The 24,497-nt window shown below is 60.8% G+C and carries 23 protein-coding genes and 1 pseudogene; 14 read left to right on the forward strand and 10 right to left on the reverse strand.

Translation table 11 applies throughout. The annotated features are described in order from the left end of the window. Positions 1 to 280 precede the first annotated feature (280 nt). The 6 genes and pseudogenes from BMY68_RS07200 to BMY68_RS07225 form a co-directional block, all read left to right on the forward strand. On the forward strand, positions 281 to 1,216 hold the full coding sequence (locus tag BMY68_RS07200; RefSeq protein WP_085530838.1) for a LysR family transcriptional regulator: 936 nt from the start codon (positions 281 to 283) through the stop codon (positions 1,214 to 1,216). A 173-nt stretch (positions 1,217 to 1,389) separates the two neighbouring features. Next, positions 1,390 to 2,841, forward strand: a complete 1,452-nt coding sequence (gene tcuA / locus BMY68_RS07205) for an FAD-dependent tricarballylate dehydrogenase TcuA (RefSeq protein ID WP_085531559.1) — start codon at positions 1,390 to 1,392, stop codon at positions 2,839 to 2,841. Then, positions 2,828 to 3,985, forward strand: a complete 1,158-nt coding sequence (gene tcuB, locus BMY68_RS07210) for a tricarballylate utilization 4Fe-4S protein TcuB (protein WP_009043931.1) — start codon at positions 2,828 to 2,830, stop codon at positions 3,983 to 3,985. Before tcuA ends, tcuB begins: the two co-directional genes overlap by 14 nt. 482 nt (positions 3,986 to 4,467) lie before the next feature. Next, positions 4,468 to 5,037: a type 1 glutamine amidotransferase family protein gene (locus BMY68_RS07215; protein WP_085530837.1), complete on the forward strand. Its 570-nt coding sequence runs from the start codon at positions 4,468 to 4,470 to the stop codon at positions 5,035 to 5,037. Further along, on the forward strand, positions 5,012 to 5,266 hold the full coding sequence (locus BMY68_RS30305; RefSeq protein ID WP_345788661.1) for an acyl carrier protein: 255 nt from the start codon (positions 5,012 to 5,014) through the stop codon (positions 5,264 to 5,266). The genes BMY68_RS07215 and BMY68_RS30305 overlap by 26 nt, the downstream gene beginning before the upstream one ends. Next, positions 5,251 to 5,472: pseudogene (locus tag BMY68_RS07225) on the forward strand (phospholipase); the annotation flags it as partial. The gene BMY68_RS30305 and the pseudogene BMY68_RS07225, both read left to right, overlap by 16 nt. 49 nt (positions 5,473 to 5,521) lie before the next feature. Here the strand turns inward: BMY68_RS07225 and BMY68_RS07230 are convergent. Continuing rightward, positions 5,522 to 7,480 (reverse strand): GMC family oxidoreductase, encoded by a 1,959-nt coding sequence (locus tag BMY68_RS07230; RefSeq protein WP_085530835.1) that lies wholly within the window; start codon positions 7,478 to 7,480, stop codon positions 5,522 to 5,524. 10 nt (positions 7,481 to 7,490) lie between these two features. Further along, entirely contained in the window at positions 7,491 to 9,998 is a 2,508-nt protein-coding gene (locus tag BMY68_RS07235; protein WP_085530834.1) for a hypothetical protein, read from the reverse strand. Between the two features lie 364 nt (positions 9,999 to 10,362). Here BMY68_RS07235 and BMY68_RS07240 point away from each other — a divergent pair, with 364 nt between their 5' ends. Both BMY68_RS07240 and BMY68_RS07245 read left to right on the forward strand, forming a co-directional pair. Then, the gene (locus BMY68_RS07240) at positions 10,363 to 11,076 is read left to right on the forward strand and encodes an SGNH/GDSL hydrolase family protein (RefSeq protein WP_085530833.1); all 714 of its coding nucleotides are present in this window, start codon (positions 10,363 to 10,365) and stop codon (positions 11,074 to 11,076) included. 160 nt (positions 11,077 to 11,236) lie between these two features. After that, on the forward strand, positions 11,237 to 11,737 hold the full coding sequence (locus BMY68_RS07245) for a DUF4142 domain-containing protein (RefSeq protein WP_085530832.1): 501 nt from the start codon (positions 11,237 to 11,239) through the stop codon (positions 11,735 to 11,737). Between the two features lie 39 nt (positions 11,738 to 11,776). Here BMY68_RS07245 and BMY68_RS07250 read toward each other — a convergent pair whose 3' ends face one another. Continuing rightward, on the reverse strand, positions 11,777 to 12,019 hold the full coding sequence (locus BMY68_RS07250) for a hypothetical protein (protein ID WP_081361448.1): 243 nt from the start codon (positions 12,017 to 12,019) through the stop codon (positions 11,777 to 11,779). A 121-nt stretch (positions 12,020 to 12,140) separates the two neighbouring features. After that, positions 12,141 to 12,278 (reverse strand): hypothetical protein, encoded by a 138-nt coding sequence (locus tag BMY68_RS29830; protein ID WP_009043940.1) that lies wholly within the window; start codon positions 12,276 to 12,278, stop codon positions 12,141 to 12,143. A gap of 257 nt (positions 12,279 to 12,535) precedes the next feature. Here BMY68_RS29830 and BMY68_RS07255 point away from each other — a divergent pair, with 257 nt between their 5' ends. Continuing rightward, a complete protein-coding gene (locus BMY68_RS07255) occupies positions 12,536 to 12,715 on the forward strand; it encodes a con-10 family general stress protein (RefSeq protein ID WP_080748292.1) in 180 nt (59 codons plus the stop codon). 83 nt (positions 12,716 to 12,798) lie between these two features. Continuing rightward, positions 12,799 to 13,212, forward strand: coding sequence for a CBS domain-containing protein (locus BMY68_RS07260; protein ID WP_062825908.1), 414 nt, complete (start codon positions 12,799 to 12,801; stop codon positions 13,210 to 13,212). Positions 13,213 to 13,340: 128 nt separating this feature from the next. Here BMY68_RS07260 and BMY68_RS07265 read toward each other — a convergent pair whose 3' ends face one another. Next, the gene (locus BMY68_RS07265; RefSeq protein ID WP_085530831.1) at positions 13,341 to 13,574 is read right to left on the reverse strand and encodes a PLD nuclease N-terminal domain-containing protein; all 234 of its coding nucleotides are present in this window, start codon (positions 13,572 to 13,574) and stop codon (positions 13,341 to 13,343) included. A 409-nt stretch (positions 13,575 to 13,983) separates the two neighbouring features. Here BMY68_RS07265 and BMY68_RS07270 point away from each other — a divergent pair, with 409 nt between their 5' ends. The 3 genes from BMY68_RS07270 (at position 13,984) to BMY68_RS07280 (ending at position 16,259) form a co-directional block, all read left to right on the forward strand. After that, positions 13,984 to 14,559, forward strand: a complete 576-nt coding sequence (locus BMY68_RS07270) for a DUF2238 domain-containing protein (protein WP_239694072.1) — start codon at positions 13,984 to 13,986, stop codon at positions 14,557 to 14,559. A 104-nt stretch (positions 14,560 to 14,663) separates the two neighbouring features. Continuing rightward, positions 14,664 to 15,998, forward strand: coding sequence for an erythromycin esterase family protein (locus BMY68_RS07275; RefSeq protein ID WP_085530829.1), 1,335 nt, complete (start codon positions 14,664 to 14,666; stop codon positions 15,996 to 15,998). Between the two features lie 9 nt (positions 15,999 to 16,007). Beyond that, on the forward strand, positions 16,008 to 16,259 hold the full coding sequence (locus BMY68_RS07280; protein WP_239694073.1) for a hypothetical protein: 252 nt from the start codon (positions 16,008 to 16,010) through the stop codon (positions 16,257 to 16,259). Positions 16,260 to 16,279: 20 nt separating this feature from the next. Here the strand turns inward: BMY68_RS07280 and BMY68_RS07285 are convergent, their stop codons facing one another. After that, on the reverse strand, positions 16,280 to 17,146 hold the full coding sequence (locus BMY68_RS07285; RefSeq protein ID WP_092160419.1) for a phytanoyl-CoA dioxygenase family protein: 867 nt from the start codon (positions 17,144 to 17,146) through the stop codon (positions 16,280 to 16,282). Between the two features lie 78 nt (positions 17,147 to 17,224). On the opposite strand from BMY68_RS07285, the gene BMY68_RS07290 reads away from it, so the two are divergent. Further along, on the forward strand, positions 17,225 to 18,247 hold the full coding sequence (locus BMY68_RS07290; protein ID WP_085530827.1) for a helix-turn-helix domain-containing protein: 1,023 nt from the start codon (positions 17,225 to 17,227) through the stop codon (positions 18,245 to 18,247). Positions 18,248 to 18,452: 205 nt separating this feature from the next. On the opposite strand, the gene BMY68_RS07300 is transcribed toward BMY68_RS07290, so the two are convergent. From BMY68_RS07300 to BMY68_RS07315, 4 genes are read right to left on the reverse strand one after another with little or no spacing between them, the layout of a single operon-like run. Next, positions 18,453 to 20,639: a lipase family protein gene (locus BMY68_RS07300; RefSeq protein WP_085530826.1), complete on the reverse strand. Its 2,187-nt coding sequence runs from the start codon at positions 20,637 to 20,639 to the stop codon at positions 18,453 to 18,455. A 12-nt stretch (positions 20,640 to 20,651) separates the two neighbouring features. Continuing rightward, complete coding sequence (locus tag BMY68_RS07305) at positions 20,652 to 21,428, reverse strand: hypothetical protein (protein WP_085530825.1); 777 nt, start codon at positions 21,426 to 21,428, stop codon at positions 20,652 to 20,654. Continuing rightward, positions 21,428 to 22,282, reverse strand: coding sequence for a DUF4123 domain-containing protein (locus BMY68_RS07310; protein WP_085530824.1), 855 nt, complete (start codon positions 22,280 to 22,282; stop codon positions 21,428 to 21,430). The genes BMY68_RS07305 and BMY68_RS07310 overlap by 1 nt, the downstream gene beginning before the upstream one ends. After that, positions 22,279 to 24,354 (reverse strand): type VI secretion system Vgr family protein, encoded by a 2,076-nt coding sequence (locus BMY68_RS07315; RefSeq protein WP_085530823.1) that lies wholly within the window; start codon positions 24,352 to 24,354, stop codon positions 22,279 to 22,281. The genes BMY68_RS07310 and BMY68_RS07315 overlap by 4 nt, the downstream gene beginning before the upstream one ends. Positions 24,355 to 24,497: the final 143 nt, after the last annotated feature.

Raw genomic sequence — 24,497 nt, forward strand, 5'->3', positions numbered from 1 at the left:
CGGCAACCGGCCATCTTAAGGCATAACGCGAGTAATGCCGAACAGCCTGCGCACTTGTCCTTAATAAGCGGTTCAGCAGCGTCAGGAGGTACCACACCCTTCCCTGCTTCAAGGATCAAAAAAAATGAAACCGGGGCCTCTAGCCGATTTTTGAAATATGAGGACAAAAACCGAAGCGCCAACCTACTTTCAGGCCCTCTCCTATATTGTCTTGCGGTTTGGTGGTCGCCGCGGTAATCGATAGGCATTCCAACAACAATTTGACGTGGAGCGGCGACGTTTGGAATTAAGACAACTGCGATATTTCGTAAAAATCCTCGAACACGGCAGCTTGGGACGCGCAGCTCTTGAACTGGACGTCGGCGTATCAGCCCTTAGCCAACAGATCGCGAAACTTGAAAGTGAGCTGTCAACCCGCCTCCTTAATCGCACCACTACTGGCGTCACACCTACCAGCTCCGGTATGGCGTTCCTGCACCATGCCCAGCTGTGTTTGCGGCAAGCCGAAAATGCGATCATGGCCGCTCACCGTGGGCGAATGAGTGGGTACGTTACCGTCGGAATGGCGCCCACGACTGCCACTGTTCTTGCCCTGCCATTGATCAACGCGATGCGAGAGCGCTACCCGGATATTCAGTTGCACCTGGTCGAGATGCTGTCCGGGCATTTGGCCACACAACTCAATGCTCGCCAGATCGACCTGGCCATTCTGTTTCAACTCGAAGGTGGCAAGCGCTGGAGCGTGACACCGCTGCTCGACGAAAAACTATTTGTCATCAGCTCACCGCGCCTGCCCCACGCACCACAAGGAACCAGCGTGCAACTGGCGGATCTGGGGCAACTTCCACTAGTAATGCCGAGCGCGCAACACGGTTTGCGTTCTACGCTGATGGTTGCGTTTGAACGTTCGGGATTGGCTCCCAACATCATCATGGAAGTGGATGGTCTTGCCGTATTGATGAACGCCGTACGCGCAGGTCATGCTGCCACCATCCAGCCCGGTGCGGCAGCGGTGCTCAAAGGTGAGTCGGGGCTTTCAGTGGTGGAAATTTCCGATGCTCACGTAGGTCGACGAAACCTGTTGGCGACACTGCCTGATGATGAGCTGTCTCCCGCTGCTCTGGCGGCGCGACTGGTCATCACCGATGTCGCTCGACAGTTGGTCGTTGATCAACAATGGCCGGGAGCGTCGTGGATTGAGGACGTCGCGTCATGATCCCGGCACGTCCTCTTCCCGGTTTCCAATACTGGGGTGTCCGCGCCAAAGCCTTTAAGAAAACTAAACACCCCCACTCATTTCGCGCCTTTCGACAATAAGCTGACAGCTCTATCTTCTCCCCACTCGAGAGGAGCACTTCGTTCATGCCTCCTTGCGATTGAGGAATGATGATGATCGACGTATTAGTAATTGGCGGCGGCAATGCCGCCTTGTGTGCAGCGTTGATGGCGCGAGAGGCTGGCGCTAGCGTGATGCTGCTGGAGGGCGCACCGAAAATCTGGCGCGGTGGCAACTCGCAACACACCCGAAACCTGCGATGCATGCACGAAGCACCGCAAGATGTATTGGTCGATGCTTATCCCGAAGAAGAATACTGGCAGGATCTGCTGAAGGTCACCGGCGGGATTACCAACGAAAAGCTTGCTCGTATTGTCATCCGCACCTCGTCGAACTGCCGTGACTGGATGCGCTCCCATGGTGTGCATTTTCAGCCGTCGTTGTCTGGTGCCCTACATGTTGCGCGCACTAATGCTTTTTTTATGGGCGGCGGCAAAGCGTTGGTTAATTCGTACTTCCGTAGCGCCGAGCGGCTGGGCGTCAAGATCCGCTACAACGCTCAAGTCACTGATATTGAGATGAAGGGCGGAGAGTTCGTCGCGGCGTACATCGGTGAACGTGAGGTCGATGGTCAGCGTTTACCCGCCGAGCGTATTCAGGCCAAAGCCTGCGTTCTGGGGGCTGGCGGTTTCGAGTCGAACCGCGAATGGCTCCGCGAAGCTTGGGGCCAAAACGAGCGCGGAGAATGGCCCTCAGACAACTTTCTGATTCGCGGGACGCGCTTCAATACCGGCGTACTGCTTCGGCGCATGCAGAGCCTGGGCGCCGATTTTATCGGCGACCCAACCCAAGCGCACATGGTGGCCATCGACGCCAGAGCCCCCCTGTATGACGGTGGCATCTGCACCCGTATCGATTGCGTATCGCTGGGCGTGGTGGTTAATCGCGACGGCGAACGCTTCTATGACGAGGGCGAAGATTTCTGGCCCAAGCGCTATGCGATCTGGGGCCGCCTGGTGGCCGGTCAACCCGGTCAACAGGCCTACTCGATCATCGACCAACAAGCCCTCGGCCGTTTCATGCCTCCGGTGTTTGCGGGTACTAAAGCCAACTCCCTGCAAGACCTGGCCCGCCAGTTGAAGCTTCCCGTTACGCAATTCGTCAAAACCATCGAGCAATACAACGCGGCCTGCCGCATCGGCACGTTCGACCACACCGCGCTGGACGATTGCCACACCGAAGGTTTGACACCCGCCAAAACCCATTGGGCCCGCCCATTGGTAAAGCCTCCCTTCTGTGCCTACCCACTTAAACCTGGCGTGACCTTCACCTATCTAGGCCTCGCTACCGACGATACCGCCGCCGTTCACTTCAACGGCGAAGCTAGCCCCAACCTGTTTGTCGCAGGAGAAATGATGGCGGGCAACGTATTGGGCAAGGGCTATACCGCCGGCATCGGTATGGCCATTGGTACCGCATTCGGTCGCATCGCCGGTGTGCAAGCCGCGGCTGCGGCTGGCTTCCTGACTCCTTCCTCCACGGAGCCCCAACATGCAGCTGTTTGATCCCAAGGCACCGGGTAATTTGATTCCCGTACTCAACCTTGATGAAAGCGAAGTTCAGCGACAAATGACCGTTTGCAATGCCTGCCGTTACTGCGAGGGCTTCTGCGCTGTATTTCCGGCCATGACACGACGTCTGGAGTTTTCCCAGGCCGATATTCATTACCTGGCGAACCTTTGCCATAACTGCGGCGCATGCCTGCATGCCTGCCAGTACGCCGCACCTCATGAATTCGAAATCAATGTGCCCAAGGCCATGGCCAAAGTCCGCCTCGACACTTACGCCGAGTACGCCTGGCCACAGGTGATGGGCACGCTATACCGGCGCAACGGACTGACTCTGGCACTGTCAGCCGGTGCCGGGCTGGCACTGTTCCTGTGTCTCACGTTGATGGTGATGGGCAACCTGTTCACGGCGATGCCCGGGGGAAATTTCTACGGGATCTTCCCGCACAACACCCTGGCCGTAATGTTCGGTACAGTTTTCGGATTCGCGGTACTCGCGTTAACCCTTGGCGCGCGGCGCTTCTGGCGCAATGTTTCACCGGCCGACGCGCCCGCGCAGGAAAAAACCGCTGCTGCGCTGGAAGCCACGGCCAACGTCGCCCGGCTCAAATTTCTGGACGGTGGCCATGGCGAGGGCTGCAATAACGCTGATGATCGATTCACCTTGTGGCGGCGGCGCTTCCACCACTTCACCTTCTACGGATTCATGCTGTGCTTCGCAGCTACTGGGGTCGCCACGCTCTACCATTTCCTTCTGGACTGGTCGGCGCCCTACCCCGTCTTGAGCTTGCCGGTGATGCTGGGCATCAGCGGTGGGCTCGGGTTGCTGGTCGGCCCTGCGGGTCTGTTGTGGTTGAACCTGCGTCGCAACCCCGAACACGGCGACGAAAACCAGAAACCCATGGATCGCGGCTTTATCGCACTGCTGTTCCTGGTCAGCGCCAGCGGCCTGGCACTCCTGGCGTTCCGTGAAACCGCAGCCTTGGGCCTGTTGTTGGCAATCCATCTCGGCCTGGTCATGGCGTTTTTCCTGACAATGCCTTACAGCAAATTCGCCCATGGCATCTTCCGTAGCGCCGCACTGCTCAAGTACTCCATCGAAAAACGCCAACCCAACCCGATTAACGCCGGAAGCGATTGATCGTAGAACCACTCATTCCAATAACAATATTGATCACCTGGGTAATTGCACTGACTTGACCACCCATTTGCATTCGACCTAATCAGCCATGTGCATCGGACTTGACCAGCACATTTCGTATCCATGGCCGGCAGAGAGCGACCCAGGTTGTGTGAAAACACCTGCAATTTACGCGAGGGTATGGCGCTGCTAGCTATGAGGCGTTCGCAGCTGGGCCTAAAAGCTGCTGCGTCCTTAAGTTCGCCCCAACCGCCCTCATTACCGCAACCTGCACACAACACCACCGAAGCCCCCCTCGCTGATTTCAATCCTCAACCCGCCGCCCCTTTGACCACTGTCATTGTCGAATCCGATGCATCCCATCGATACTCAGCCCCGTCATTCAGCGATACCGCCAGCGCCTCACTCGACGGCAACCGGCCAGGACCCGCATTCTGGATCATTGCCGCCGATCATCATGGATACTTGAGAAGGACACTCAAATGGTACGTGCCGTCACTATTCTCACCGAGAATTTCTCCGACTGGGAACCCGCACTCATCAACTCCACGGGGCGGGCCTACTATGGCTTCGACACTCGTTTCGCAGCCCCCGGTGGCCAGCAAGTGACTTCATCCGGAGGAATGACCATCATCCCGAACCTGGCCATCGAAGCCATCGAGCTGGACGATGTCGACTTGCTGATCGTGACGGGAGGCCCTGTGTGGAAAACAGACAAGGCACCGGCAATCGAGGCGCTGGTTCGGGCGGCCCACGCCAGGAACATCGTCGTTGCCGGTATCTGTGACGGCACCCGCGTCCTGGCCCAGGCCGGAGTGCTGGATCACGTGCGGCATACGTCCAACTCCGCCGAGAACCTGAAGCAGGTGCATTATCGCGGAGCGGATTATTACCAGGATGTGCCCTATGCCGTTGCCGACCAGGGTGTGGTCACCGCTCCTGGCAGCGCGCCTGTCAGCTTCATGGCGCAAATTCTCAGCACCTTGGGTTTGAACGACAAGAAGCTCGATGCCTACCTGGCCATGCATGCGGCTGAACACATTCACGGCTGAGCCCCCTTCCCTCTATCTCGACGGCGACTCCTTCGACGCTATCCGGGTGATGTCACGCTTGTCCTGCGACCTGCCCATCGTGACGCTTTTCGAGCACCCCACGGCAGCTGACCTGGCCCGGCGCATCCTCTGCGAAGCCACTCGACAATTCGCCCGCCTGGTGATCTACGGCCACTGCGCCGGCGCGGCCACCGCGGCGTGCATTGCCTCGAGCACAGCAAGACCATGAAGATCGATGGGCAGGTGGCCTGGATCGGCACCAGCAACTGGCTCGGCGGTTACCTGGACAATTCGCGCAACCTGGAAGTGGTGATGCACGACAGCGCGATGGCCAGGCGCATCGGTGAGCTGCACGCGCAGTTGTGGGATGGGCCTTATGCAAAGCCGCTGGAGGTGATGGCTGAGTATCCGGATCCGCATCCGGGCACGCCGTGAGGGCAAAAAAAGGCCGAGCCTTTCAACGGCCCGGCCTCCTGTCCAGCGTTCAGCGTTTTGACGCAACCATCGCCTCCACCGTGGTCGCTCTGTCCGCACTGGCCGTAGCCTGCCCTGCCCCCCGCACTGCCTGCGCCCGTACCGCGGCCGCATCCTGCAGGATCACCTGCGCGGCTTTCTCCGCCGCGACATAGATCGAGGTGACGATGAAGAACCCGGGGATTTTCGGGAAGATCGAGGCGTCCACCACCCGCAGGTTGGTCACGCCGCGCACGCGGAAGGCGCTGTCGAGCACCGCCATCGGGTCGTCGTCGGCGCCGATCGGGCAGGTGCAGGAGGCGTGGTGGCCCCAGGCCTGGTTCATGACGAAGGTCTTGAGCTGTTCGTCGGTCTGTACCGCATCGCCGGGCAGTTCTTCGCTGGCGATCAGCCCGGCGTCTTTCAGCGGCTGGGCCAGGTTGCGCACGAACTTGATGCCCTCCACCACCGATTGCAGGTCTTCGCCCTGGGTGTCGCTGCCCTCCTCGAAGTAATGGAAGTTGATCAGCGGGGTGTCGGCCGGGTCTTTCGAACGCAGGGTGACGTAGCCGGCGTTGTTGTTGGTATGGGCCTTGAGTATGGCCCAGGTCAGGTAGTTCAGGTGCTCGACGATCAGCTTCGAGTAGCCGGGGAAATAGCCGCGAAACAGCGCCAGAAGGGAGAAGCAGAACAGGTCCGGCAGCGGCCGTTGCTTCAGGGATTTCTTGATGATCGCCAGGACCGCGCCGTTGGTGCTGTAGACCCCGACCTTGCCCTTGGCCCACTCCTCGTACTGCGGATCGCCCTTGGCGTAGCGCGCGCCCTTGAGCACTTCCCAGTGCTCGAAGTTCATCCGGTTGACCACCCCGACCTCGTAGCGGTCCTGCAGGTTGCGCCCGACGCCCGGCAACTCGACCCGCACCGGGATGTCCTTGGCTTCCAGGGTTTCGCGCGGGCCGATGCCGGAGAGCATCAGCAGTTGCGGGGTGTTGAAGGCGCCGCCAGCGAGTATCACTTCACGGCTGGCGTGCACCTGGCGCAGTTCACCGGCGGCATTGCGCGGCAAGGTGCAGGCCCGGTACAGCCGCGCGCCCTTGATGTACTCCACGCCATAGGCGCGCTGCTGGTCATCGAGCAGCACCCGGGTCACCAGCGCATCCAGCTCGATGTGCAGGTTGTCCGGGTGGCGCTTTTGCACATCCAGCAGGCGTTCGCGGGTCCCGTGGCGATGGTGGTGCCGGGTGGTCAGCGGCGGATAGCGCAGGCCGATGGCTTCCTCGCGCACCAGCCGCCAGTCGTTGGGGTCGCCCACGCCCTGCAATTGCCAGCCGATGCGCTTGAGGGTTTCGCCCAGGGTCTTGAACGCCTGCTCGGCGGACTTGACGATCGAACGCACCAGCGACAGGTCGTCGATCACCGCTTCCGGCACGGCCTTTTCCACGTGCAGCCAGCCCTTGAAGCCATGCCGCGACGGGTTGATGCCGAACCAGGAGAGAAACCGCTGGAACGGCCGGTGATGGCAGTTCTCCAGGCGCTGGAAGTGCTCGCGCATGGCACTGGCCTTCCACGACGGGTCGCCGGTGATCTGCGCGATATGGTCCCAGTCCTGGTTGTGCGGGTAGACGGTGATCATCGCGTTGTGCGCGGTGCAGCCGCCCAGGCAACTGGCCCGCGGGTACAGCACCCCGTCGACGTTCTCGCCCTGGAAGGTCCGGGTGAACTTGGGGTCCTGCAACTGGCGGGCGTCGTTGCTGTAGTGGCGGACGAAGAAGTCCCAACGCATCGCATCGTTCTCGGTGGAGCGCGGGTGGAACGCCGGAACTTCGTACTCCTCCGGCAGCCGCGGGGCGGTGGTGTCCGCCGCCGCCGGGTCGCTGCCCGACTCCAGCACCAGCACCTTGCGGCCCTGTTCGGCCAGGCGGGCGGCGACGGTGCCGCCCCCTGCCCCGGAGCCCACCACGATGTACTCGTAATCCATTTCGTTGTTCATCGCTGGCCACCTAGAAAGTTTTCAGCAGGGCGATCAAGGCCCGTTTGTCTGCATCACTCAGGGGCGCTTCTTCCTTGAGGAAGCTGGTGCCGAAGTAATGCCCCTTGTCCACCACGAAGTCCGGGCACTTGCTCACCTGCAGCAGCGGCTTGACCAGGCCGGCGAAGACCTTGCGCGCTTCTTCGTCGGTGGCGCCGGCCGGCAGTTGCTTGAGGTCGTGCTTGATCTTCAGCAGCAGGTCCAGCACCTGGTCGCGTTTCTCCAGGTCGATATTGGACAGCAGGCTCACCGGCGTGCCTTGCGGGATCGGCCCGAGCTGGATGCCATCCTCGCCGAACAGCCACGGCAGCCAGCGGCCGAACAGGCCTTCGAGCTTTTGCAGGAAGGTCGGCAGATAGCCGCTGCTGACCCGCAGGTAGCTGGTCTCACTGGTGACGTCGACGGTGCCCATATGGCTCTTGCCGGAGCGGGTCATGACCTGGAAGTCGCCGGTGCGGTGTTCCGGCCACAGCAACATCTCGATCGCGCTGTCGAAGGACGCCATGCGGTCCTCCACCCCACCCTTCCAGTGGAATTGCCCCAGGCGGTTGTTCAGCAGCAGCGGCGCGGTGGACCACACACTGACCAGCGAGGCCGGCCGCGTATAACCACGCCCCCCCGCGGGCATCGCGTATTCCCAGGGCTCGCCGGTGTACGGGTTCTGCACCAGGACCGAGCCTACCGTCGGCAATTGCTTGTACGACTCCGACGAGAAGTTGTCCCAGATATTGCCGCCCAGGGCATTGGTCGCCAGCGGGCTGCAGGCGTTGGTTTCGGTCAGGGTGACCGGCACCCGCAGTTCGGTGGAGAGGAAGTTGTCGGTCAGGAACTTCTCATCCTTGACGATGGCGCGCATCGCCGTCTTGAACTCCGGCGTCTTGCTCCAGGTCCAGTAATTGTTCCAGCACTTGAGGTAACCGTCGTTCACGCAGCCATGGTCGGGAAAGAAGGTCCAGGCTTTTTCCGGCAGTTTGCTGGAGTGGCAACGGGCGCAGGTGTCGGCGAACACTTCCTTGCCGCGATCCAGTACCGCCGCCGGTTCACTCAGGTGTGCCGTGCCACCGGGGGCGTTCTTCAGGTAGTCCGGGGTCGCCGAGGCCAGGAAGAACAACGCCAGGTCCGGGGTCTGCGCCTCGTTGGCGTTCCAGTAGGAGGAGTTCTTGCGTGCCACGTCGATACGGAACGGGGTGATCGGCTTGCCGCCGATCAGCGGCCGGAAGTGGGTGGTCCATTCCTCGCTGTACAGGCCGATATTGATGAACACCCGGTTCAAGGCTCCGAGCGCGCCCACCGAGTCGGCGCCGTCCTTGAGCACCCGCGGGGTGAACACCGTGTCAGGCTTTTTGTAGAACTGCGCCAGCGGGCTGTCCGGCGGCACGCCGGGCACCTCGTTGAACTGACGGTTGTCCAGCCCGCCGCCGGCGAGTTTTTCCTTGCCCAGGTTCGAGGCCAGCTCGATGCGCGCCTTGAGGTTGTAGACCGCATTCATGGTGCGCGGGTTGTTGATGTAGTCGGTGGAGACGAACGAGGTGTCCAGCGCTCCCGGTTTCGAGGTGTGGAACAGCTGGTACGGGAAGCTGCTCGGGTCCTGGTTCCACATGAAGATCCGGTCGACCCAGAAGTACTGCGCGCCGGGGTTGGAGTTGAGGTTGGACCAGGCCGGATGTTCAGGGTCGGCCGGCGGGTTGGTCGGGTTCGGCCCGACATGGCAGAAGCCGCAGGACATGCCGACCCGGTAAGGTTTCACCAGCTTGCTGTCGTTGTAATAGGCCGGGTCTTCGTAATAGCGCTTGGCGTCCCACTTCTTCTGCGCGTGCTTGTCGAAGTCCGGGTTGGGGAACAGCCGCAGGCCGACGATCCCGGTGCCGTAGCCGTAGTAGGAGCCCACGGGCAGGTTCTTGCCCCGGGCGCCGATCTTCACCCCGGGGTACTTGGTTTCGTCCTCGAAAGGGTCGGCGGCGCAGGACGGGTCGCGCTTGTCCAGCCACAGGCCGTAGCGGTCGTCGCGCGGCCCCTCGCCCTTGACGTAGCAGGGCTCGTTGACCACCCCCAGCACTTGCCAGCGTTTATCGCGGTTGTATTTCAGGCTCGGGTGGTTGGAGACGGTCTTGAGCAGGTCCAGGTTGCCGACGCTGTCGCGCGAGAGCTTGTCCCACAGCGCATCGTTGCCGGCGGTCCAGACGATCCAGTTGTTGCGCCCGCGGGCGAAGGCCTGGAGCGCCTGCTGTTCGGTAATGCCGGGGATGAAGGGCGACAGTCGCTCGACCAGCAACTGCGGTTGCCTGGACACGCCGTAGTCCATGTCGGCGAAGTAGTCCTCGTCGGCGCCTCTGAGGCTGCCGGCATCGCGGCCGACGCACTTGGCTTCGTCGAGTCGCTCGCCGGGTTTGTCGCCGCAGGGGTTTTTCGTCTCGCTGCTACAGCCCTGTAACAGCACCAAAGGAAGGAAAATGCTCAACATCAGCTTCACGGGTGTCATGCGCTGCTCCTTGCACGTGCTGCAGACCGGCCCCTCTGTCCTTGGGGACACCTGTGTCGCGACCGGTTCTTTTTCTGATGGCCGAACAACCGACTGCCTGCGCACCGGGCCGGTTAACCTCGGTGCGCCAGCCGCTTTAAAACGCCCTACAGCCGCCATACTAGGTCATGGCGAGCGGGTCAATTCTTCCATTTGGCGATGAAAAACCGGGGGTAATTGCGATTGGCTATCGGGGATAACCGGGGGCCGTTATTCACCCTTCGGCGTCCCCGGCGCTCAGGACTACACTCGCCTGTCATACCCGTTCCGAGCAGGCCACTTCTACCTGCAACGTCACCCTTTTTTATCGCGAGCGTAACTGCCCATGACCGACGTGTTCGCCAAGGTGGCCCTGGGGCCGCTGTTACTCGCCCAGGGCCTGTACACCCGCTGGGTCACCCCCAGGTTGCCGGAGGCCGAAGGCCCGCGCCAAGGCAGGCACGCCGACGCCAGCGGGCCGGCCCTGCGCCTGTTGATCCTCGGCGACTCCGCGGCGGCGGGTGTCGGCGCCCTTACCCAGGACGAGGCGATTGCCGGCCGGCTGGTGGCTGGCCTCGCCGGCGACTTCCAGCTGTCATGGCAGCTGCGGGCACAGTCCGGGCTGGACTCGCGACAGTTGTTCCAGCTGTTGGACGCGGGCCCGGCCGAGCCCTTCGATGTGGCCCTGGTGTCCATCGGCGTCAACGACGTCACCAGCCGCATCGCCGCGGCCGAATGGCAGGCGCGGATCTCGCGCCTGATCGCCCTCTTGAGCGAGCGTTTCGAGGCCCGGCATATCGTCTTCCTGCCCGTGCCGCCCATGCACCTGTTCCCCGCCCTGCCCCAGCCGCTGCGCTGGTACCTGGGCCTCAGGGCCCGACGCTTCAACCGCCTGCTGGTCGAGCTGCTGGCCGGCCAGGATCGCTGCGTATTGCTGGCGACCCGCTTCCAGCCGGCCGCCAGCCTGATGGCCGGGGACGGCTTCCACCCTTCCCCGGCGCTCTACCGGATCCTCGCGGATGACGCGGCGCAGGTGATTCGCCAGCGCTGCGGCCGCTGAGTCACACCTGGCTGAACCCGGCAGGCGCGCGGCCTACGGATCGAAGCGGGCCAGGCTTGCCTGCGGGTGGTCGAAAAACCTGGAAATAATTTAAACCTTTGCCGCAGGTTCCCTATCAACCATCAGGCGACACCTGTCGTGCCACGAATGGAGAAAGAACATGAACAACCTGCTGATGAAACAAATGGGCCTGTTGTTCCTGCTGAGCGCAGGAAGCCTTTCAAGTGCCATGGCGATGAGCTCCAGCGACTTTGTCGAAGAGGCCGCGCAAGCCGGGATCAACGAAATCGAAAGCAGCAAGCTGGCCCTGGAAAAAAGCGCCTCTGCGGACGTCAAGGCCTTTGCCACGCAGATGATCAGTGATCACAGCAAAGCCAACCAGGAATTGCGGGTGCTGGCGAAAAAACTCGACATCCAGATCCCGGACGAAGCCTCGCTGACGGCCAAGGCCAAGCAAATGATCCTGGAGATGCGTGACGAGTCCTTCGACAAAGCCTATGCCGACAACCAGGTAGTGGCCCATGAGAAGGCCGTGGAGTTGTTCAAGAAAGAAGTGGCGTCTTCGGACAAGCCGGACCTGAAAGCCTTCGCCGAGGAGATCCTGCCCAAGCTGCAGGACCACCTGGACATGGCCAGGCACCTGCAGTCCAAGACCAAGTGAAGCACCCGCAAACCCCGCCTGAGCGCGGGGTTTGCCGGCTCACGCCTTCGGATCGGCGACCCGTTGCGCCACGGCTTCCTCGATGGCCCGCTCATAGGCGGTGTTGGCCTGGTCCTTGAGTTCGAGCCAGCCGGCCTGGTCGATCACGCCGCTGCGCAGCATGTTTTCCGCCGCGTCCAGCAGCGCCTGATGCCAGGCGTCGGGCGAGTCCGCACGGTAGCCGCGGTCCTCCAGCAGGATCTTCCAGGCCTCCAGTACCGAGGCCTTGCGTTCGCTGATCATGACCGTTCTCCTCTGTTGATGACCGATAGACTTTCGAGTCCCGACCGGGCGCCAATGTTCAGCTCAACGGTCCGGTGCGCGCCTGGCCCAACCACAAACGCAAGCCAGGCGCCGCGCCGGATCACTTCTTGTCGGCATCAGGCTGGGTCATCTGCACCGAGGATTTCGAGTTGTCCTTGTCTTTATCCTCGGTGTTTTCAAAACAGCCTTGCAGGACCAGCAGGCAGCACAGCAGCGATAACACTCGGGTCAGGTTCATGGCGTGGCTCCAGGGGGGCAAATCGGCGCCGCGGACAGGTAGCGCCCCATAAGCAAACTGACTCGGGGCTGGCGAGCGGCGTTCAGAAAAGTTTGCCGAAGACGGACAGAACGCACCCTCGAAGGCCCCCGTCCCTAGCGGCTAACCACTCGTCGTACGCCGCCGAACAAATTTCAACTTTTGAAAAATCCCGGTACTCCCAATTAGTGCTTGCTGCAATTGCGAGCGAAATTCAATCGACCAGGAGGTAGCGAATCATGGCCAACACCGGACATTCCAATCCCGGGAATTTTGCCAACGATCGTCAAAAAGCATCCGAAGCCGGCAGGAAAGGTGGCCAGGCATCGGGCGGCAACGTTGCCAACGACCGGCAGAAAGCGTCGGACGCCAACAAGAAAGGCGGCCAACCCAGCGGTGCCCGCGGAGGGCGTAGCTGATCGTTGAGCCCCACCGTGCAAGGGCTCCGGCCCTTGCCTCTCATGCCGGGCCACCACGGCCCGGCCTTTCGAGGAGAACCATGATGAAGATCTCTGAAGTCATGACCCGTGACGTACAGACCGCACGTCCCGAGCAGACGCTGCGGGAAGTCGCCAACATGATGGCCAGCATCGACAGCGGCGCCATCCTGGTGAACAACGAGGACCGGCTGGTCGGCATGATCACCGACCGCGATATCGTCATTCGTGCCGTGGCCAAGGGCCAAAGCTGCGATATGCCGATCAGCAGCGTGATGAGCAGCGACATCCGCTATTGCTTCGACGACCAGGAGGTCGACGAAGTGGCCCGCAACATGGCCGATATCCAGCTGCGGCGCCTGCCGGTGGTCAATCGCCAGAAACGCCTGGTGGGCGTGGTGTCCCTGGGCAATATCGTCAAGGCCCACGATCGCGATGCCAACAGCACCGTGCTGCAGGGCGTGGCCAAGGCCCATTGATAGCCTGGCCCCAGACGGCTGTGGCCGAGCGGCCACGGCCGGTGTTTACCCGGTGGGCCGCTGCGCGGATCGCCACGTAGCGGCCCTCGCCTGGCGCCCAGGCAATGTCGGCCTGCGCCCCGCAGTCACTATCCTTTGCTGTGCTCGGGCGACGTCGGCCCGCTACCCGGCTTGATTCCGCGCGGGCCGGCGATGCCCCAGGCGATCAGGCCCAGCACGGGAAAAATAACGATGCCAAGGAACCACATGACCTTGACCCCGGCGGACTTGCTGCTGCGAAAGACGCTGATGATTGCCCAGAGATCGAGGAGGATGATCATCGCGGCGACGAAGATCCAAAAATAGCTGACAAGATCTGTCATGACGGCTACTCCCTTCGGGTTGATACAACTTAGGTTTCATTCCCGCTCGACGGGTTCAACCTTTCTTGGCTCCGCCGAGCATGGCGCCGGGGCGCTCCGCTGCCGTTGCGGCCGGGTGCCATTCGTCTCTTCCCAGCGTCTTGCAACGAACGTCCCGGCGCCGGAAAGACCCAATGCATAGGCTTTTTTGAAAGTGCGCGGGAGCGGCTATGAAACCGGTCGAACGCCGTGTCGGCCTCCTGGGTCGCGAGACTGTCGAGGGGCCCGGGTGGTTACCTGGCCTGACACTGGGCTCATGCCGCGGCCCTGGCGCGACAAGCTGACCGGCCCCTTCGAAAGTGCGCGTATGGACAATTCGAAGATATCGCACGCCTCCCCCGCTCAAGTGACCGTCAGCCTGGCGCTTGGCATGGCCCTGGTCGTTGCGTCCGGTATCGCGCCGCACAATCGCGTGGATTGGCTCCTGGAAAATATCCTGCCTGTCGCCTTGCTGTTGGCACTGCTGGCGGGTTGGCGATATGTGCGGCTGTCCCCGCTGGCGTATGGCTCGATTCTTTTATTGCTGGCCATACATGAGCTCGGTGCCCACTACACCTATGCCAAGGTGCCCTATGACGAGTGGCTGCGCCATGTCACCGGGCAGTCGCTGAATGGCGCCCTGGGCTGGGAGCGCAACCAATATGACCGCCTGGTGCATCTGAGCTACGGCCTGCTGTTCTATCTGCCGGTGCGCGAACTGCTGGGGCGCTGCACGCCGTTGCGTGGCTTCTGGCTGGCCACTCTCACACTCAGCCTGATCCTGGCCACTTCCGCGTCGTACGAGCTGATCGAATGGATCGGTGGCCAGTACCTGGGCAAGGACAAGGCCAAGGCTTTCCTGGCGACCCAGCGCGATCCCTGGGACGCGCAAAAGGACATGGCGCTCGCCTTGGCCGGAGCCTGTGCCAGCGAGGTCATCCGTGCCCTCGCGGCATTCAGGCGTTGAACCCTCGACCTTCGGTCCCCGAGCGGGAACATCGCCGCCGCGCCAGCGTCTGCTCTATATCGACCCTGGCCATTCAAATCCTCGCCCCGAGAGGAGGCAGCGCCATGAAGTCACACGCCAAGGACCCGCAGGCGGCCCGCCAACCCGGCACCGCGCTCCAGGCCTTGCTGCGCCGCTACGCCGAGCCCTTGCCCGCCCTCGAATCCGCGGCTTTCGGCGAGCTGTTCGACCGTTATGCCGATGCCAGGGTGGTGCTGATCGGTGAAGCCAGCCACGGCACCCGTGAGTTCTATCGAACCCGCGCGGCCATCAGCCAACGGCTGATCACCCAGCACGGCTTCGGCATCGTCGCCATCGAGGCCGACTGGCCCGACGCCGGGCACATCGACCGGCATGTGCGCGACCTGGGCCCGTCCACCGCCGGGCAGCAGGCGTTCAGCCGCTTTCCGAGCTGGATGTGGCGCAACGTCGAGGTGTGCGACTTCATCCGTTGGCTGCACCGCCACAATCGCCCCCTGCCCGCGCAGCAGCGTGTCGAGTTTCGTGGGCTGGATGTCTACAGCCTGCGCAATTCCATCAGCGAAGTACTGGCCTATCTCGATCGCACCGACGCCCGGCTGGCGCATGAAGCGCGTCACCGTTATGGTTGCCTGACGCCCTGGCAGGACGACCCAGCGCTGTATGGCCATTTCGTCGAGCGCGGGCACGAGGCTTCCTGCGAAGAAGCGGTGGTCCAGCAGTTGAACACGTTGTTGAGCGAACGCCTTGCCAGCAACCCTGAAGCGCTCTTCAGCGCCACTCAGAATGCCCGGGTCATACGCTCTGCCGAACAGTACTACCGGGCCATGTACCGAAGCTCGGCCGCCTCCTGGAACCTGCGCGACAAGCACATGTTCGATACCTTGCAGACCTTGCTCGCGCACCGCGGCGCGGGCGCCAAGGCAGTGGTCTGGGCGCATAACTCGCACATCGGCAATGCGGCGGCGACCGACATGGGCTGGCGCGGCGAATTCAACATCGGTCAGCTGTGCCGCACGGCCTACGGCGACGCTGCGGTGCTGATCGGCATGAGCACCGACCGCGGCCAGGTGGTGGCCGCCGATAACTGGGACGGTGACATGGGGATCAAGGAGGTGCGGCCTTCCCTTGCGGACAGCTGGGAGCAGCAGTTTCTCCAGGCGGGCATTCCCGCCTCGTTGACCGACTGGCGTGCCCCCGATCGCGAAGACCTGCGCCAGGCGCTATCCGAGCCGCTGCTGGAGCGGGCGATCGGCGTCATTTACCGGCCCGCGACGGAGCGCCAGAGCCATTATTTCCAGGCGGTGCTGGGCGAGCAGTTCGATGCGCTGGTCTGGCATGAAACGACCGGTGCCGTTACCCCGCTGCCGGTGGCGAGCGGTCTCAGTCATGAAGAAGACACCTTTCCTTTCGGGGTATAGGCCTCCCCCTTGACCATCAAGAACCCCAGCGAGGGCCCCACCATGAACCCTGAATCGCACTATCCGAAAGCATCCACATCGGCCTCCGGGACCACCCCCGAAGAACGCCCCGGGCAGCCGGACCCTGGCGACGAGGAAGAGTCGAGCCATGGCGTCGATGACGCCGCCACGCCAGACCCTGCGAAAGGCAATGAGCAGGAGGCCGAGGACATCGCCAGGAAAATCGCCGAGATAGAAAGGAAGGTCGCCGACGGCAACTGAGCCCCTCGGCCCGGCAGCACTCAACGCCCCTGCGGCTCTTCGAGCATGCGCTTGGGATGCATGCCATTGACCATGCCCATGAACGGCGCGTGGATCGAGTAGCCGAGCATGCGCTGGATGTGTTCGCTGCATTGTCGGGCGACGTGGCGCGGGGTCGACAGGATGAAGTTCTCCTGCTGGCGCGCCCAGGGTTCGCAGTACTGCGCCGTCAGCGCCAGGCGTGGCGCGCCGCTGCGATTGGCGCCGCCGCCGTGCCAGAGGGTGCCGAGGAAAAACACCACCGAGCCCTTGGGCATGACCACCGGCAGCACGGGGGCCTGCTCGGCGGCGGTGGGCAGGCGCCCGTCCCACAGATGGCTGCCGGGAATCACCACGGTGGCGCCGTTGTCGACGGTGAAGTCGTCCAGGGCCATGATCGTCGCCGCGCCATAGGGCGGCCGCGGGCGGGCCATGGGATAGAAGGCGTCGTCGTAATGCAGGTGCTGGGCGCACTCATCCGGCAGGATATTGATCGCCTGCAGCTGCGACAGCAGGTAGTTGGGCGCCAGGAGCCGGTCCAGCAGGCCAAGGATCAGCGGGTGCTCCACCAGCCCATCGCAGACCCGCGTTTTCGCAATCACCGCATACAACCGCTGGGTGCGTGCGCCCTCGAACGAGTTGCGCCCGGTCTGGCAGAAACGTCCCAGCAGATCCTCGCGCATGCGACTAACCTGCTGCTCATCGAACAGCCGTTCGAGCACCACGAAGCCGTCGCGTTGCAGGCGAGCCATCAGCTCGTCGAGTTGCGCGGCGGGCACGGCGGGTTGGGTACCGGCGGTCGATCGATAAGTCCTGGCGCATCCGCTGCTCATGTAGTCGTGCCGCTCGGGCAAGGTTGTTGTAGTCATCGACTGGCTCCTGGGAGTGGGTCGCATCAATCTGCCGGACTCTGGAGTGCCCGCCAATGACGCTTTGCCTCAAATGACATGACCCGCCCTTACCCGCACTGGATCGTCGCCCCGACCATTCCCGCGCGTTTTGTACGCGAGATGCTGGGGCAACTGCGTCTCGACGCCGACGCACGCGCCGCGCTGCTCGAGCGTTGCGACCTGCCCAGGGAAGCCCTTCGCGACGGCTATCGCGTGGCGCCGCTCAACTACCGCGCCTTGAGTCGCCTGGCCGTGGGCGTCGGCGATGACGAAGCCTTGGGTTTCTTCGCCCGTACCGTGCCGCTGGGTAGCTTCGAACAGTTGCTGCGGTTGCTGGTGCACCTGCCGACCCTGGCCGAGGCCTTCGAAGAGGCCGCGCGCTTCTACAAGCTGTTCGACGATTCGCCGCCCTGGCGCCTGGAAAAACACGCCAGGATTGCCCGCCTGTTGCTGACACCGCGCCCCGGGGCGCAGACCGATTCGGTGCTCTGGCCGCATATGCTGCTGTTGGGGCTCTGGCACACCGGCAGCTGGCTCACCGGCGAAATCCTGCCGCTGCGGCGGATCGTCCTGCCCGGGCATCTCAGCGCCTTCACCGCGCAAACACGCTTTCTGTTCGGCCGCCAACCGGCTTTCGCCACGCAGGCATGGCTGGAACTGCCGGCGGTGAACCTGCAGGCGCCGCTGATGCGCCGGCCGGCGGAGGCCGCGCGCTTCGCCCGCCACTTGTTGCCGGCGGTGATCGCCCCCGGCCCGCTGGCCAGTTTCGAAGCGCACCTGCGAGCCTTGCTGTGCGCCGCTGAGCCCTTTGCCGGGCTGTCGGAACTCGAGGCGGCCAGAGCCCTGGGCATTTCACGGCAGACCCTGGCCCGCCGCTTGGCGGCGCTCGGCGTGACCTTCCTCGGGGTGCGCGATGAATTGCGCCGGGACCTGGCCTGCACCCTGCTCGCCCGCGGCTCGGTGAGCGTCGCCAAATTGGCCGAACGCCTGGGCTACTCGGAACCCAGCGCCTTCCAGCGCGCCTTCAAACAGTGGACCGGGCTGCCACCGGGGGCCTATCGCGGCGGCCGGCGCGAGTGATGCAGGTCAAAGGGGGTTCCACGACTCACGCTCAGGCGGTGATGGGGCACACTGCGAGGACGATTACTTTTGACATCTACGGCTGTGGGGTGTCCGTTGAAACCGTAGCGAAGGTTCTTGAAGGGTTCTTCAAACCGTAGCGATTCGAGTGGGAGATTGTGTAGGCACACCATTTCGTCGCGCGTTGCCTGCTACTGCTCCGTCATTAGACGATTGAATCAATATCAAGCGTATGTGGCGCGCCAATGCTGTGTCCGTAGATTGAAGCCAACAGACCATCATCAACGTTTGCAGTGGGGGCCATGGCCAATTGTTCGGCGACTCTGTTTTCCGGGTGGGCATTCCAGCGAGGCAGGCTCTCGGTCACCAGGTCAGGCTGTGTTGAAACCGACCCATAAACAAACTTCTGGTCAATCGTCACTCGGCGCAGGGTCTCCAAACGTTCGAGGGTCATTTGCACTTTATCGACCTCGCGATTGAGCGCCTCGATGACTAGTTCATGGGCTCGGCCATAGGGACCAGGGTTAGCGTTGAGCATGTGGCGCTTGAGGCGCAGTTGGTCAGTGATTTTTGTCAGGTCCCCTTTGACCCGTTCGACCTCTCCATCGGTCACTCGCGAACGCTTGAGCTCCAGGGCCTCCTGCCAGCGTCGCAATGTTGCCCAGCAACCAGGGATATAGCCGCCGACCATTGAATGATTACCCCCGTCAAGAATCTGCGAAATCAAGCCCGATCTTTCAGGCAATCCCTTGTTCTGTTGAATGGCCAGGGTGCAGGCCGCATGCTGGGTAATGGTGTCGCAACCTGGCTCCCAAAGGATGGCGGATTTCTCCTGGCCACCCAGGTCTACTGGAAAGAAGTGGTACAACGTCCCGTGATGCTCATAGGGTTCTCCGCTCAGGTTGGTAATACCTGCTACGAACACCGAGAGGCCCAAGGGGACGTTGACGAAGGTCAAGGCTGCCCCTGTGCCATAGACAGATGCCTTGGTGTTCATCCAGGTCCCCGGCACGCTGGGCACTGGGTCGTTATGGTTGACCATGCGGTAATGCACTAAATCGGCAGCGCCTTTTACGAAGGTCGCGTCAGCAGCTCTTGGGGAGCCGTAGGTGTACAGCACGATGTCATAGTCGAAATCCTTCCTGCGACGCAGCATTTCCGAAAGCAGCAAGGTGATTGCCCCGCCCAGGCTATGGCCGCAAATGATCAGTTTTTGTCCGGTGTGGAACTTGTCGAAATAGCTGGTCGCGAGGTCATAGACCTTCAGTGCCGCCTCATAGAACCCTCGATGCACCTTACCCACGCCTTCCACAAAGGGGACTTGGAGTGCATCGGCGTCTCGAAGGCCATCCGCTATTTTTTCGTTGGTGCCGCGTACTGCAATCAGGACCAGCTCATCGTTATGGGTGATAAACGCTTGGGTGTCGGTGTCATCAGTTTGGTTACGATCATCAAGAAAATGAATTTTGGCCGGGTGTTCTTGTTCCTCTCCTAAATCCGGGCTATTCGATGGATACAGGTCAGGATCGAACGGCGCGATCTCCAGACGTTTGGAGTACGGCACGTCTTCGTATAGCGGGTAGTACGCCTTGGCTTGTCCTGGGTCCACCTTCCAGATTTCATCGAACTTGGCCAGGGCGTCGCCAAACCAGTTACCCATACTGGGTTTCTGTGGGAAACCTACGGTCTTCTTCGTGATCGGTGCCTTATCCGGTTCCTGGCCAAACGGGTTGTAGCTCAAGGTGGCCATGATGGCGAGTTGATACAAATTCAGCGCACAGAACTGTGAATCGGTGGAGAGCATCGGGCGCAAGGCCCGTAAAGGGCGGACTTCCAACACGTTGTGCTTGTTGGGCAGCAGACAGACACCACGCTCGCCATGTTCCCGCATCAGCTTGGCCCATCCCGGACGGAGTGGGTAGTGACACTCGACCTCAGGTGGTAAGTGCGCAACATGCTCGACCAAATGACGAACTTCAACTTGGCAGAAAAAATCCGCACAGGCTTGCGCCGGGTTGCTTTGGGTCCGCGAGCCGTTTTTATGATAGTAACGGGTTTGCTCGGCACGAACTTGAAGCTCGGTTATGGGGAGTGGGTAATGTAATCTTTGTTGTAGGTAGGCATAAAACCCATTATTCCCTTGATACTTCTCTTCGAGAATCAAGGCTATTGGGCCAGCAAAGTGATTATCTACTTTTCCTTTGCCCGTGCCGTCGAGTTTTCCGGTGTATGTGTAGCCTTCCGTATCGATGACTTTATAGGAAAGTCCAGCGTATGGCTGTCCCTCGCCAAACTCGTCCACCAATTGAAAACTGGTCCATTTACCTTGAACAGGGCAGGTAAACATACGGTTGTTTAGCGGGTGCTTCAGCTCTTCATCCAAAGTGACCATTGAGTGATTTCCTTATTCTGTGCAGCCAGGGTAAATGGAGCATTGCTTGCCATCGGGCATGCGGAATGTACTGAAGTCTTTATAGTTGCCGAAGCAGAATGCATATTGGTCTTCAAAGCTTTTGCCCATGCAACGCTTCCAGCCACCTGGGACCTTGACCCACGTATCGCCTATAGCTGGTCTTTCCTCATCAGCCAGCTTGATATTCAGTTTTACGGTTTTACCCGGTAGTTGATCCAAGGTGTAAGCCCCAACGGGACGCCCTTTCGTCACCATGCCCTGAGCGTCAACTTTCTTACAGATGAGGCTCTTCGAAAGACGGCGCTTTGGTCCTTGGGTACGGAAAAACCATTGACACTGGCCATTTATGGCGCTTTCTCCAGCAGTATCAAAAGTTCTTTTTTGGTGTTCTTCAAGTTGCTCGCGAACAACAATTACTGCCGTATCGCTGCCGAAGTCTCCACGATCTTCTCCATAAGCTGCATAAATATCTAACTCGACGCGATAGATAACCAGCCGGCAACCTTCGACAGTGCGATAAATGGGGATTTCAGAGTCAGGCTTGTATTTTTCCCTGAATTCTAAACGCCATCTTTGATTGTAACCAATATCCGGCTTTTTAACCGTACAGGTTTCTCCCTTGACGGGAGCATATTGAGCCACGGCTTCGTAAGTAAAGTTAGAAGGCATATCGGTGGTAAAGGTAAAGGTTTCCGACTTACCAATAGTGCACCCTGCTACCAGGGCCATACAGGAACCCCAAAACAGGCTTTTAAATGTTCGTGTCATTACGAGGCGTCTCCTTGCCAGAATTGTGCTGTCTGATAAACCCGCTGGAAATGAGCTGTCGGAGTTTCCTCAGGGTGCGCCTGCCAGCGCGCGGCAAGTGTACCGTCTGTTTCCTTTAAGCTCTGGACCAACAAGAACTCCAGTTGCTCCGGTGATTGCCAACCCCAAGCGTCAGCCAAGGCCAACTGAGCGCTGAGCCATAGGCCGGGATCTTGTTGCTCGGCCATTTGGGCGTAGGCCTCCATATGCTCTGCCAGTAGATAGCGACGGGCATTGACCTCGCGTAGGTGGGCCGATTGGTCGCCTTCAGTGGGCACGTTCCACCATGCAGGGTTCTTGGGGACTGGATGGTTGCCTGGGGCTGGGTTGCTATGGAGTTGCCAGTGTTCTCCCTGCCAGTAGCAGACGCTGATTATGGGCCCGAGGTATTCAGGAAGGACCTCGACGGTCAAGTGCCCCAGTGCGCGGCTCAGCACACGGTTGTCGTGAAAGCGGTAGAGAGCTTGATGGGGACGTATCCCGACAATCAGCCGTTCGCGCCAATGTCTGACCAGCTCGTTTAGTCCTGCTTCTGGCGCAACACTGGCCAACCAACCCCAGTTCCTTTCAGGCGCCTTGAGCAACTCGTTCAAGCGTCCATCTTCAGGGTTGTCGATGAGGAATATAAAAGGCCCTGCATCCGCCAGATCGGAGACCGGTGTCTCGCTGTACACGCTGCAATACTGGCCAGCATCCTGACTGCCTGATAGAAGCTGGCGAGTGTTGAGTTCACCCTCCGAGTCCAGAATCAGGCATAGCGAATGCCCCAGACGGTGTTGTTCGATCATCCATTGCTGAGGCGCCGTTCTGGTCATGCCGTGGCTCCTTCAGTCAGGCAAAGACCATTTTTGCAGGCCTCGCAGATCGGACAGAAGTCAGGGCTTTTCACCTTGGAGACGGCCATCAGGGCATTCTGGGAGGGGGCAATCATCGGCGGGAGTGCTGGAGGGGTCGTCAGGGCTGTCAGTGCCCCAGGCAATATGGGATTGGCCGCAGTGCCTCCTACCGGGGCGCCACCGAGTTGAATATCGGAACTGCTGAAGATCCCACCAGGGCCAATCACGATGTGTTGACCACCGGCCTTCAAGGTAATGCTGGCGCCTGCGTCCAGAATCAGATTGGCTCCGGCCTTAAGGTGGACTTCCTGCCCCGCTTCGGCGACCAGCGTTTGGCCTACGCGGGTATGGCTGCTGTTACCTACCAACAAGTAGTCGTTGGCCTTGAGCTGGACTTTGCGATCAGCGGTGACCGTGCGCTGGTCCTCGGCTTCCAGCACGACGATGCTGTTGCCCTTGATGATTTCCTTACGCTCGTTGCCGACTTCCAAGCGGCTATCGTTTTCGACTTTATGTTCCATGTCACGTTGGGCGCGCAGGTAGATCAGCTCTTGGCCGCTACGGTCTTCCAGATGCAATTCGTTGAAGCCGGTGCTGTCGGGCGAACTGCGACTGCGGAAAACGCTGCGAGTCTTGTGGGCGGGCAGTTCGTAAGGGACAGGGTTAGCGCTGTTGCTGAGACATCCACTGATCAAGGGGGAATCCGGGTTGCCCTCCAGGAATGAAACCAGTACCTCCATACCGACCCGAGGGATGGTCACCGCGCCGTGGCTGGTTCCTGCCCAACTGGAAGCGACCCGCAACCAGCAACTGCTTTTGTCATCGATCAGGCCTGCGCGGTCCCAATGGAACTGGACCTTGACCCGCCCATACTGGTCACAATGGATTTCCTCGCCTTGGGGGCCGGTGACCACCGCCGTCTGACTGCCGAGTATCCGGGGTTTCTCGTAGGCCTGTTGCGGGCGGTAGAGCACGTCCCACGGAGTGGCCGTGAAAGTGTTGCGGTAGCCCTGATGGAAGTCGTCTTTGCGCTCGCGGGTGTCACTGGGAAGGTTCTCTTCCAGCACCTGGGGTTGCAAGCCTTCGTGGCGAATTGAAGTGAGCAGCCAGAGGTCATTCCACTCTTGGCGTGGATGCTCGCAAAGCTCCAGAAAGTGGCCGCTGACCAGCGAGGGTTGATCGCTTTTACCTTCGGCCTGACGGTAGTCGGCACGATGTCCTTCCAGGCTCCGTTGGCTCAGCAGCTTGCCCCGTTCGCGCTGAAGGAAACCACCAGGGTAGCGGTAATCCTCCAGATCAGGCTGCCCGTCCCGAGGTGCTGGGCGGCAGTCAGCCTCCAGGGTCATGCGGGCTTTCTCGAAGTCGTAATCACGTTGCGTGGTTCGACTGGTGCGGGTCGCAAGGCGCAGGCTAAAGCCTTTGATCACGGGGTCATCGGCAACCAGACCACTCTCCTGCACATAGGCTGTCGGTCTGCCCAGCCTGGGGAATATCGTCTGGTCGTCACCCAATACCAGTACGTGGCCTTGTTGCGAATGTTGAAAGTGGTAATGGATGCCTTCTTCCCAGCACAGGCGCTGAATGAAGTAGAGGTCAGATTCGTTGTACTGGACGCAATAGTCACGGGCTGGGTAGATCGACCCCAACTGGAATTGGTAAGCGTCGCTATGGATACCCTGTTCTTCAAGAACCTGCGCGATGATGTGCGGGACGGTTTGCTGCTGGAATATTCGTTGGTTGGTCCGGTGCGCCAGATAGGCTAACTGCGGGACCAGGGTCAGGCTGTAGCGGGTCAGACGCTTACCGGAGTCGCCTTGCGCGATGCGATAAACCTGTCCATGAATACCGGCGCCACTGTTGTTGAAGGCCAGAAAGGCCTGCTTGTGCAATAGACTTTCAATGTCCAGGTCGGGCCGTTCGCTGACCAACTCCAGATCAAATGAATACGGCGCGCTGATGGATTCTTGGCCAGTGAAGGAAAGGACCTGAAGGTCGTGCTTGAAGTCGTTGAGGGTCAGGCTGAACTGCGTCTGTGGACTTGCATTGAACATCCAATGCTCCTTTTCCAATCATGTTGCGTGGCCCCATAGAGGGCAAAGGCTTCTGTGGGTAAGCAGGAAGCAAAACGCCTTCACGCTAACAAGCGAGGAAAAGAAAATATTTGGGAGCTTTCCCAAAATACCGGTTGAATTGT

This window comes from Pseudomonas sp. NFACC41-3 (assembly GCF_900109505.1).
Lineage (GTDB): Bacteria > Pseudomonadota > Gammaproteobacteria > Pseudomonadales > Pseudomonadaceae > Aquipseudomonas > Aquipseudomonas chlororaphis.

Excerpts from the sequence above, each read along its gene's own strand:
- tcuA (WP_085531559.1), top strand. The coding sequence starts at position 1,390 with ATGATCGACGTATTAGTAATTGGCGGCGGCAATGCCGCCTTGTGTGCA.
- tcuB (WP_009043931.1), top strand. The coding sequence starts at position 2,828 with ATGCAGCTGTTTGATCCCAAGGCACCGGGTAATTTGATTCCCGTACTC.
- BMY68_RS07215 (WP_085530837.1), top strand. The coding sequence starts at position 4,468 with ATGGTACGTGCCGTCACTATTCTCACCGAGAATTTCTCCGACTGGGAA.
- BMY68_RS30305 (WP_345788661.1), top strand. The coding sequence starts at position 5,012 with ATGCGGCTGAACACATTCACGGCTGAGCCCCCTTCCCTCTATCTCGAC.
- BMY68_RS07230 (WP_085530835.1), bottom strand. The coding sequence starts at position 7,480 with ATGAACAACGAAATGGATTACGAGTACATCGTGGTGGGCTCCGGGGCA.
- BMY68_RS07235 (WP_085530834.1), bottom strand. The coding sequence starts at position 9,998 with ATGACACCCGTGAAGCTGATGTTGAGCATTTTCCTTCCTTTGGTGCTG.
- BMY68_RS07240 (WP_085530833.1), top strand. The coding sequence starts at position 10,363 with ATGACCGACGTGTTCGCCAAGGTGGCCCTGGGGCCGCTGTTACTCGCC.
- BMY68_RS07245 (WP_085530832.1), top strand. The coding sequence starts at position 11,237 with ATGAACAACCTGCTGATGAAACAAATGGGCCTGTTGTTCCTGCTGAGC.
- BMY68_RS07250 (WP_081361448.1), bottom strand. The coding sequence starts at position 12,019 with ATGATCAGCGAACGCAAGGCCTCGGTACTGGAGGCCTGGAAGATCCTG.
- BMY68_RS29830 (WP_009043940.1), bottom strand. The coding sequence starts at position 12,278 with ATGAACCTGACCCGAGTGTTATCGCTGCTGTGCTGCCTGCTGGTCCTG.
- BMY68_RS07255 (WP_080748292.1), top strand. The coding sequence starts at position 12,536 with ATGGCCAACACCGGACATTCCAATCCCGGGAATTTTGCCAACGATCGT.
- BMY68_RS07260 (WP_062825908.1), top strand. The coding sequence starts at position 12,799 with ATGAAGATCTCTGAAGTCATGACCCGTGACGTACAGACCGCACGTCCC.
- BMY68_RS07265 (WP_085530831.1), bottom strand. The coding sequence starts at position 13,574 with ATGACAGATCTTGTCAGCTATTTTTGGATCTTCGTCGCCGCGATGATC.
- BMY68_RS07270 (WP_239694072.1), top strand. The coding sequence starts at position 13,984 with ATGGCCCTGGTCGTTGCGTCCGGTATCGCGCCGCACAATCGCGTGGAT.
- BMY68_RS07275 (WP_085530829.1), top strand. The coding sequence starts at position 14,664 with ATGAAGTCACACGCCAAGGACCCGCAGGCGGCCCGCCAACCCGGCACC.
- BMY68_RS07285 (WP_092160419.1), bottom strand. The coding sequence starts at position 17,146 with ATGACTACAACAACCTTGCCCGAGCGGCACGACTACATGAGCAGCGGA.
- BMY68_RS07290 (WP_085530827.1), top strand. The coding sequence starts at position 17,225 with ATGACCCGCCCTTACCCGCACTGGATCGTCGCCCCGACCATTCCCGCG.
- BMY68_RS07300 (WP_085530826.1), bottom strand. The coding sequence starts at position 20,639 with ATGGTCACTTTGGATGAAGAGCTGAAGCACCCGCTAAACAACCGTATG.
- BMY68_RS07305 (WP_085530825.1), bottom strand. The coding sequence starts at position 21,428 with ATGACACGAACATTTAAAAGCCTGTTTTGGGGTTCCTGTATGGCCCTG.
- BMY68_RS07310 (WP_085530824.1), bottom strand. The coding sequence starts at position 22,282 with ATGACCAGAACGGCGCCTCAGCAATGGATGATCGAACAACACCGTCTG.
- BMY68_RS07315 (WP_085530823.1), bottom strand. The coding sequence starts at position 24,354 with ATGTTCAATGCAAGTCCACAGACGCAGTTCAGCCTGACCCTCAACGAC.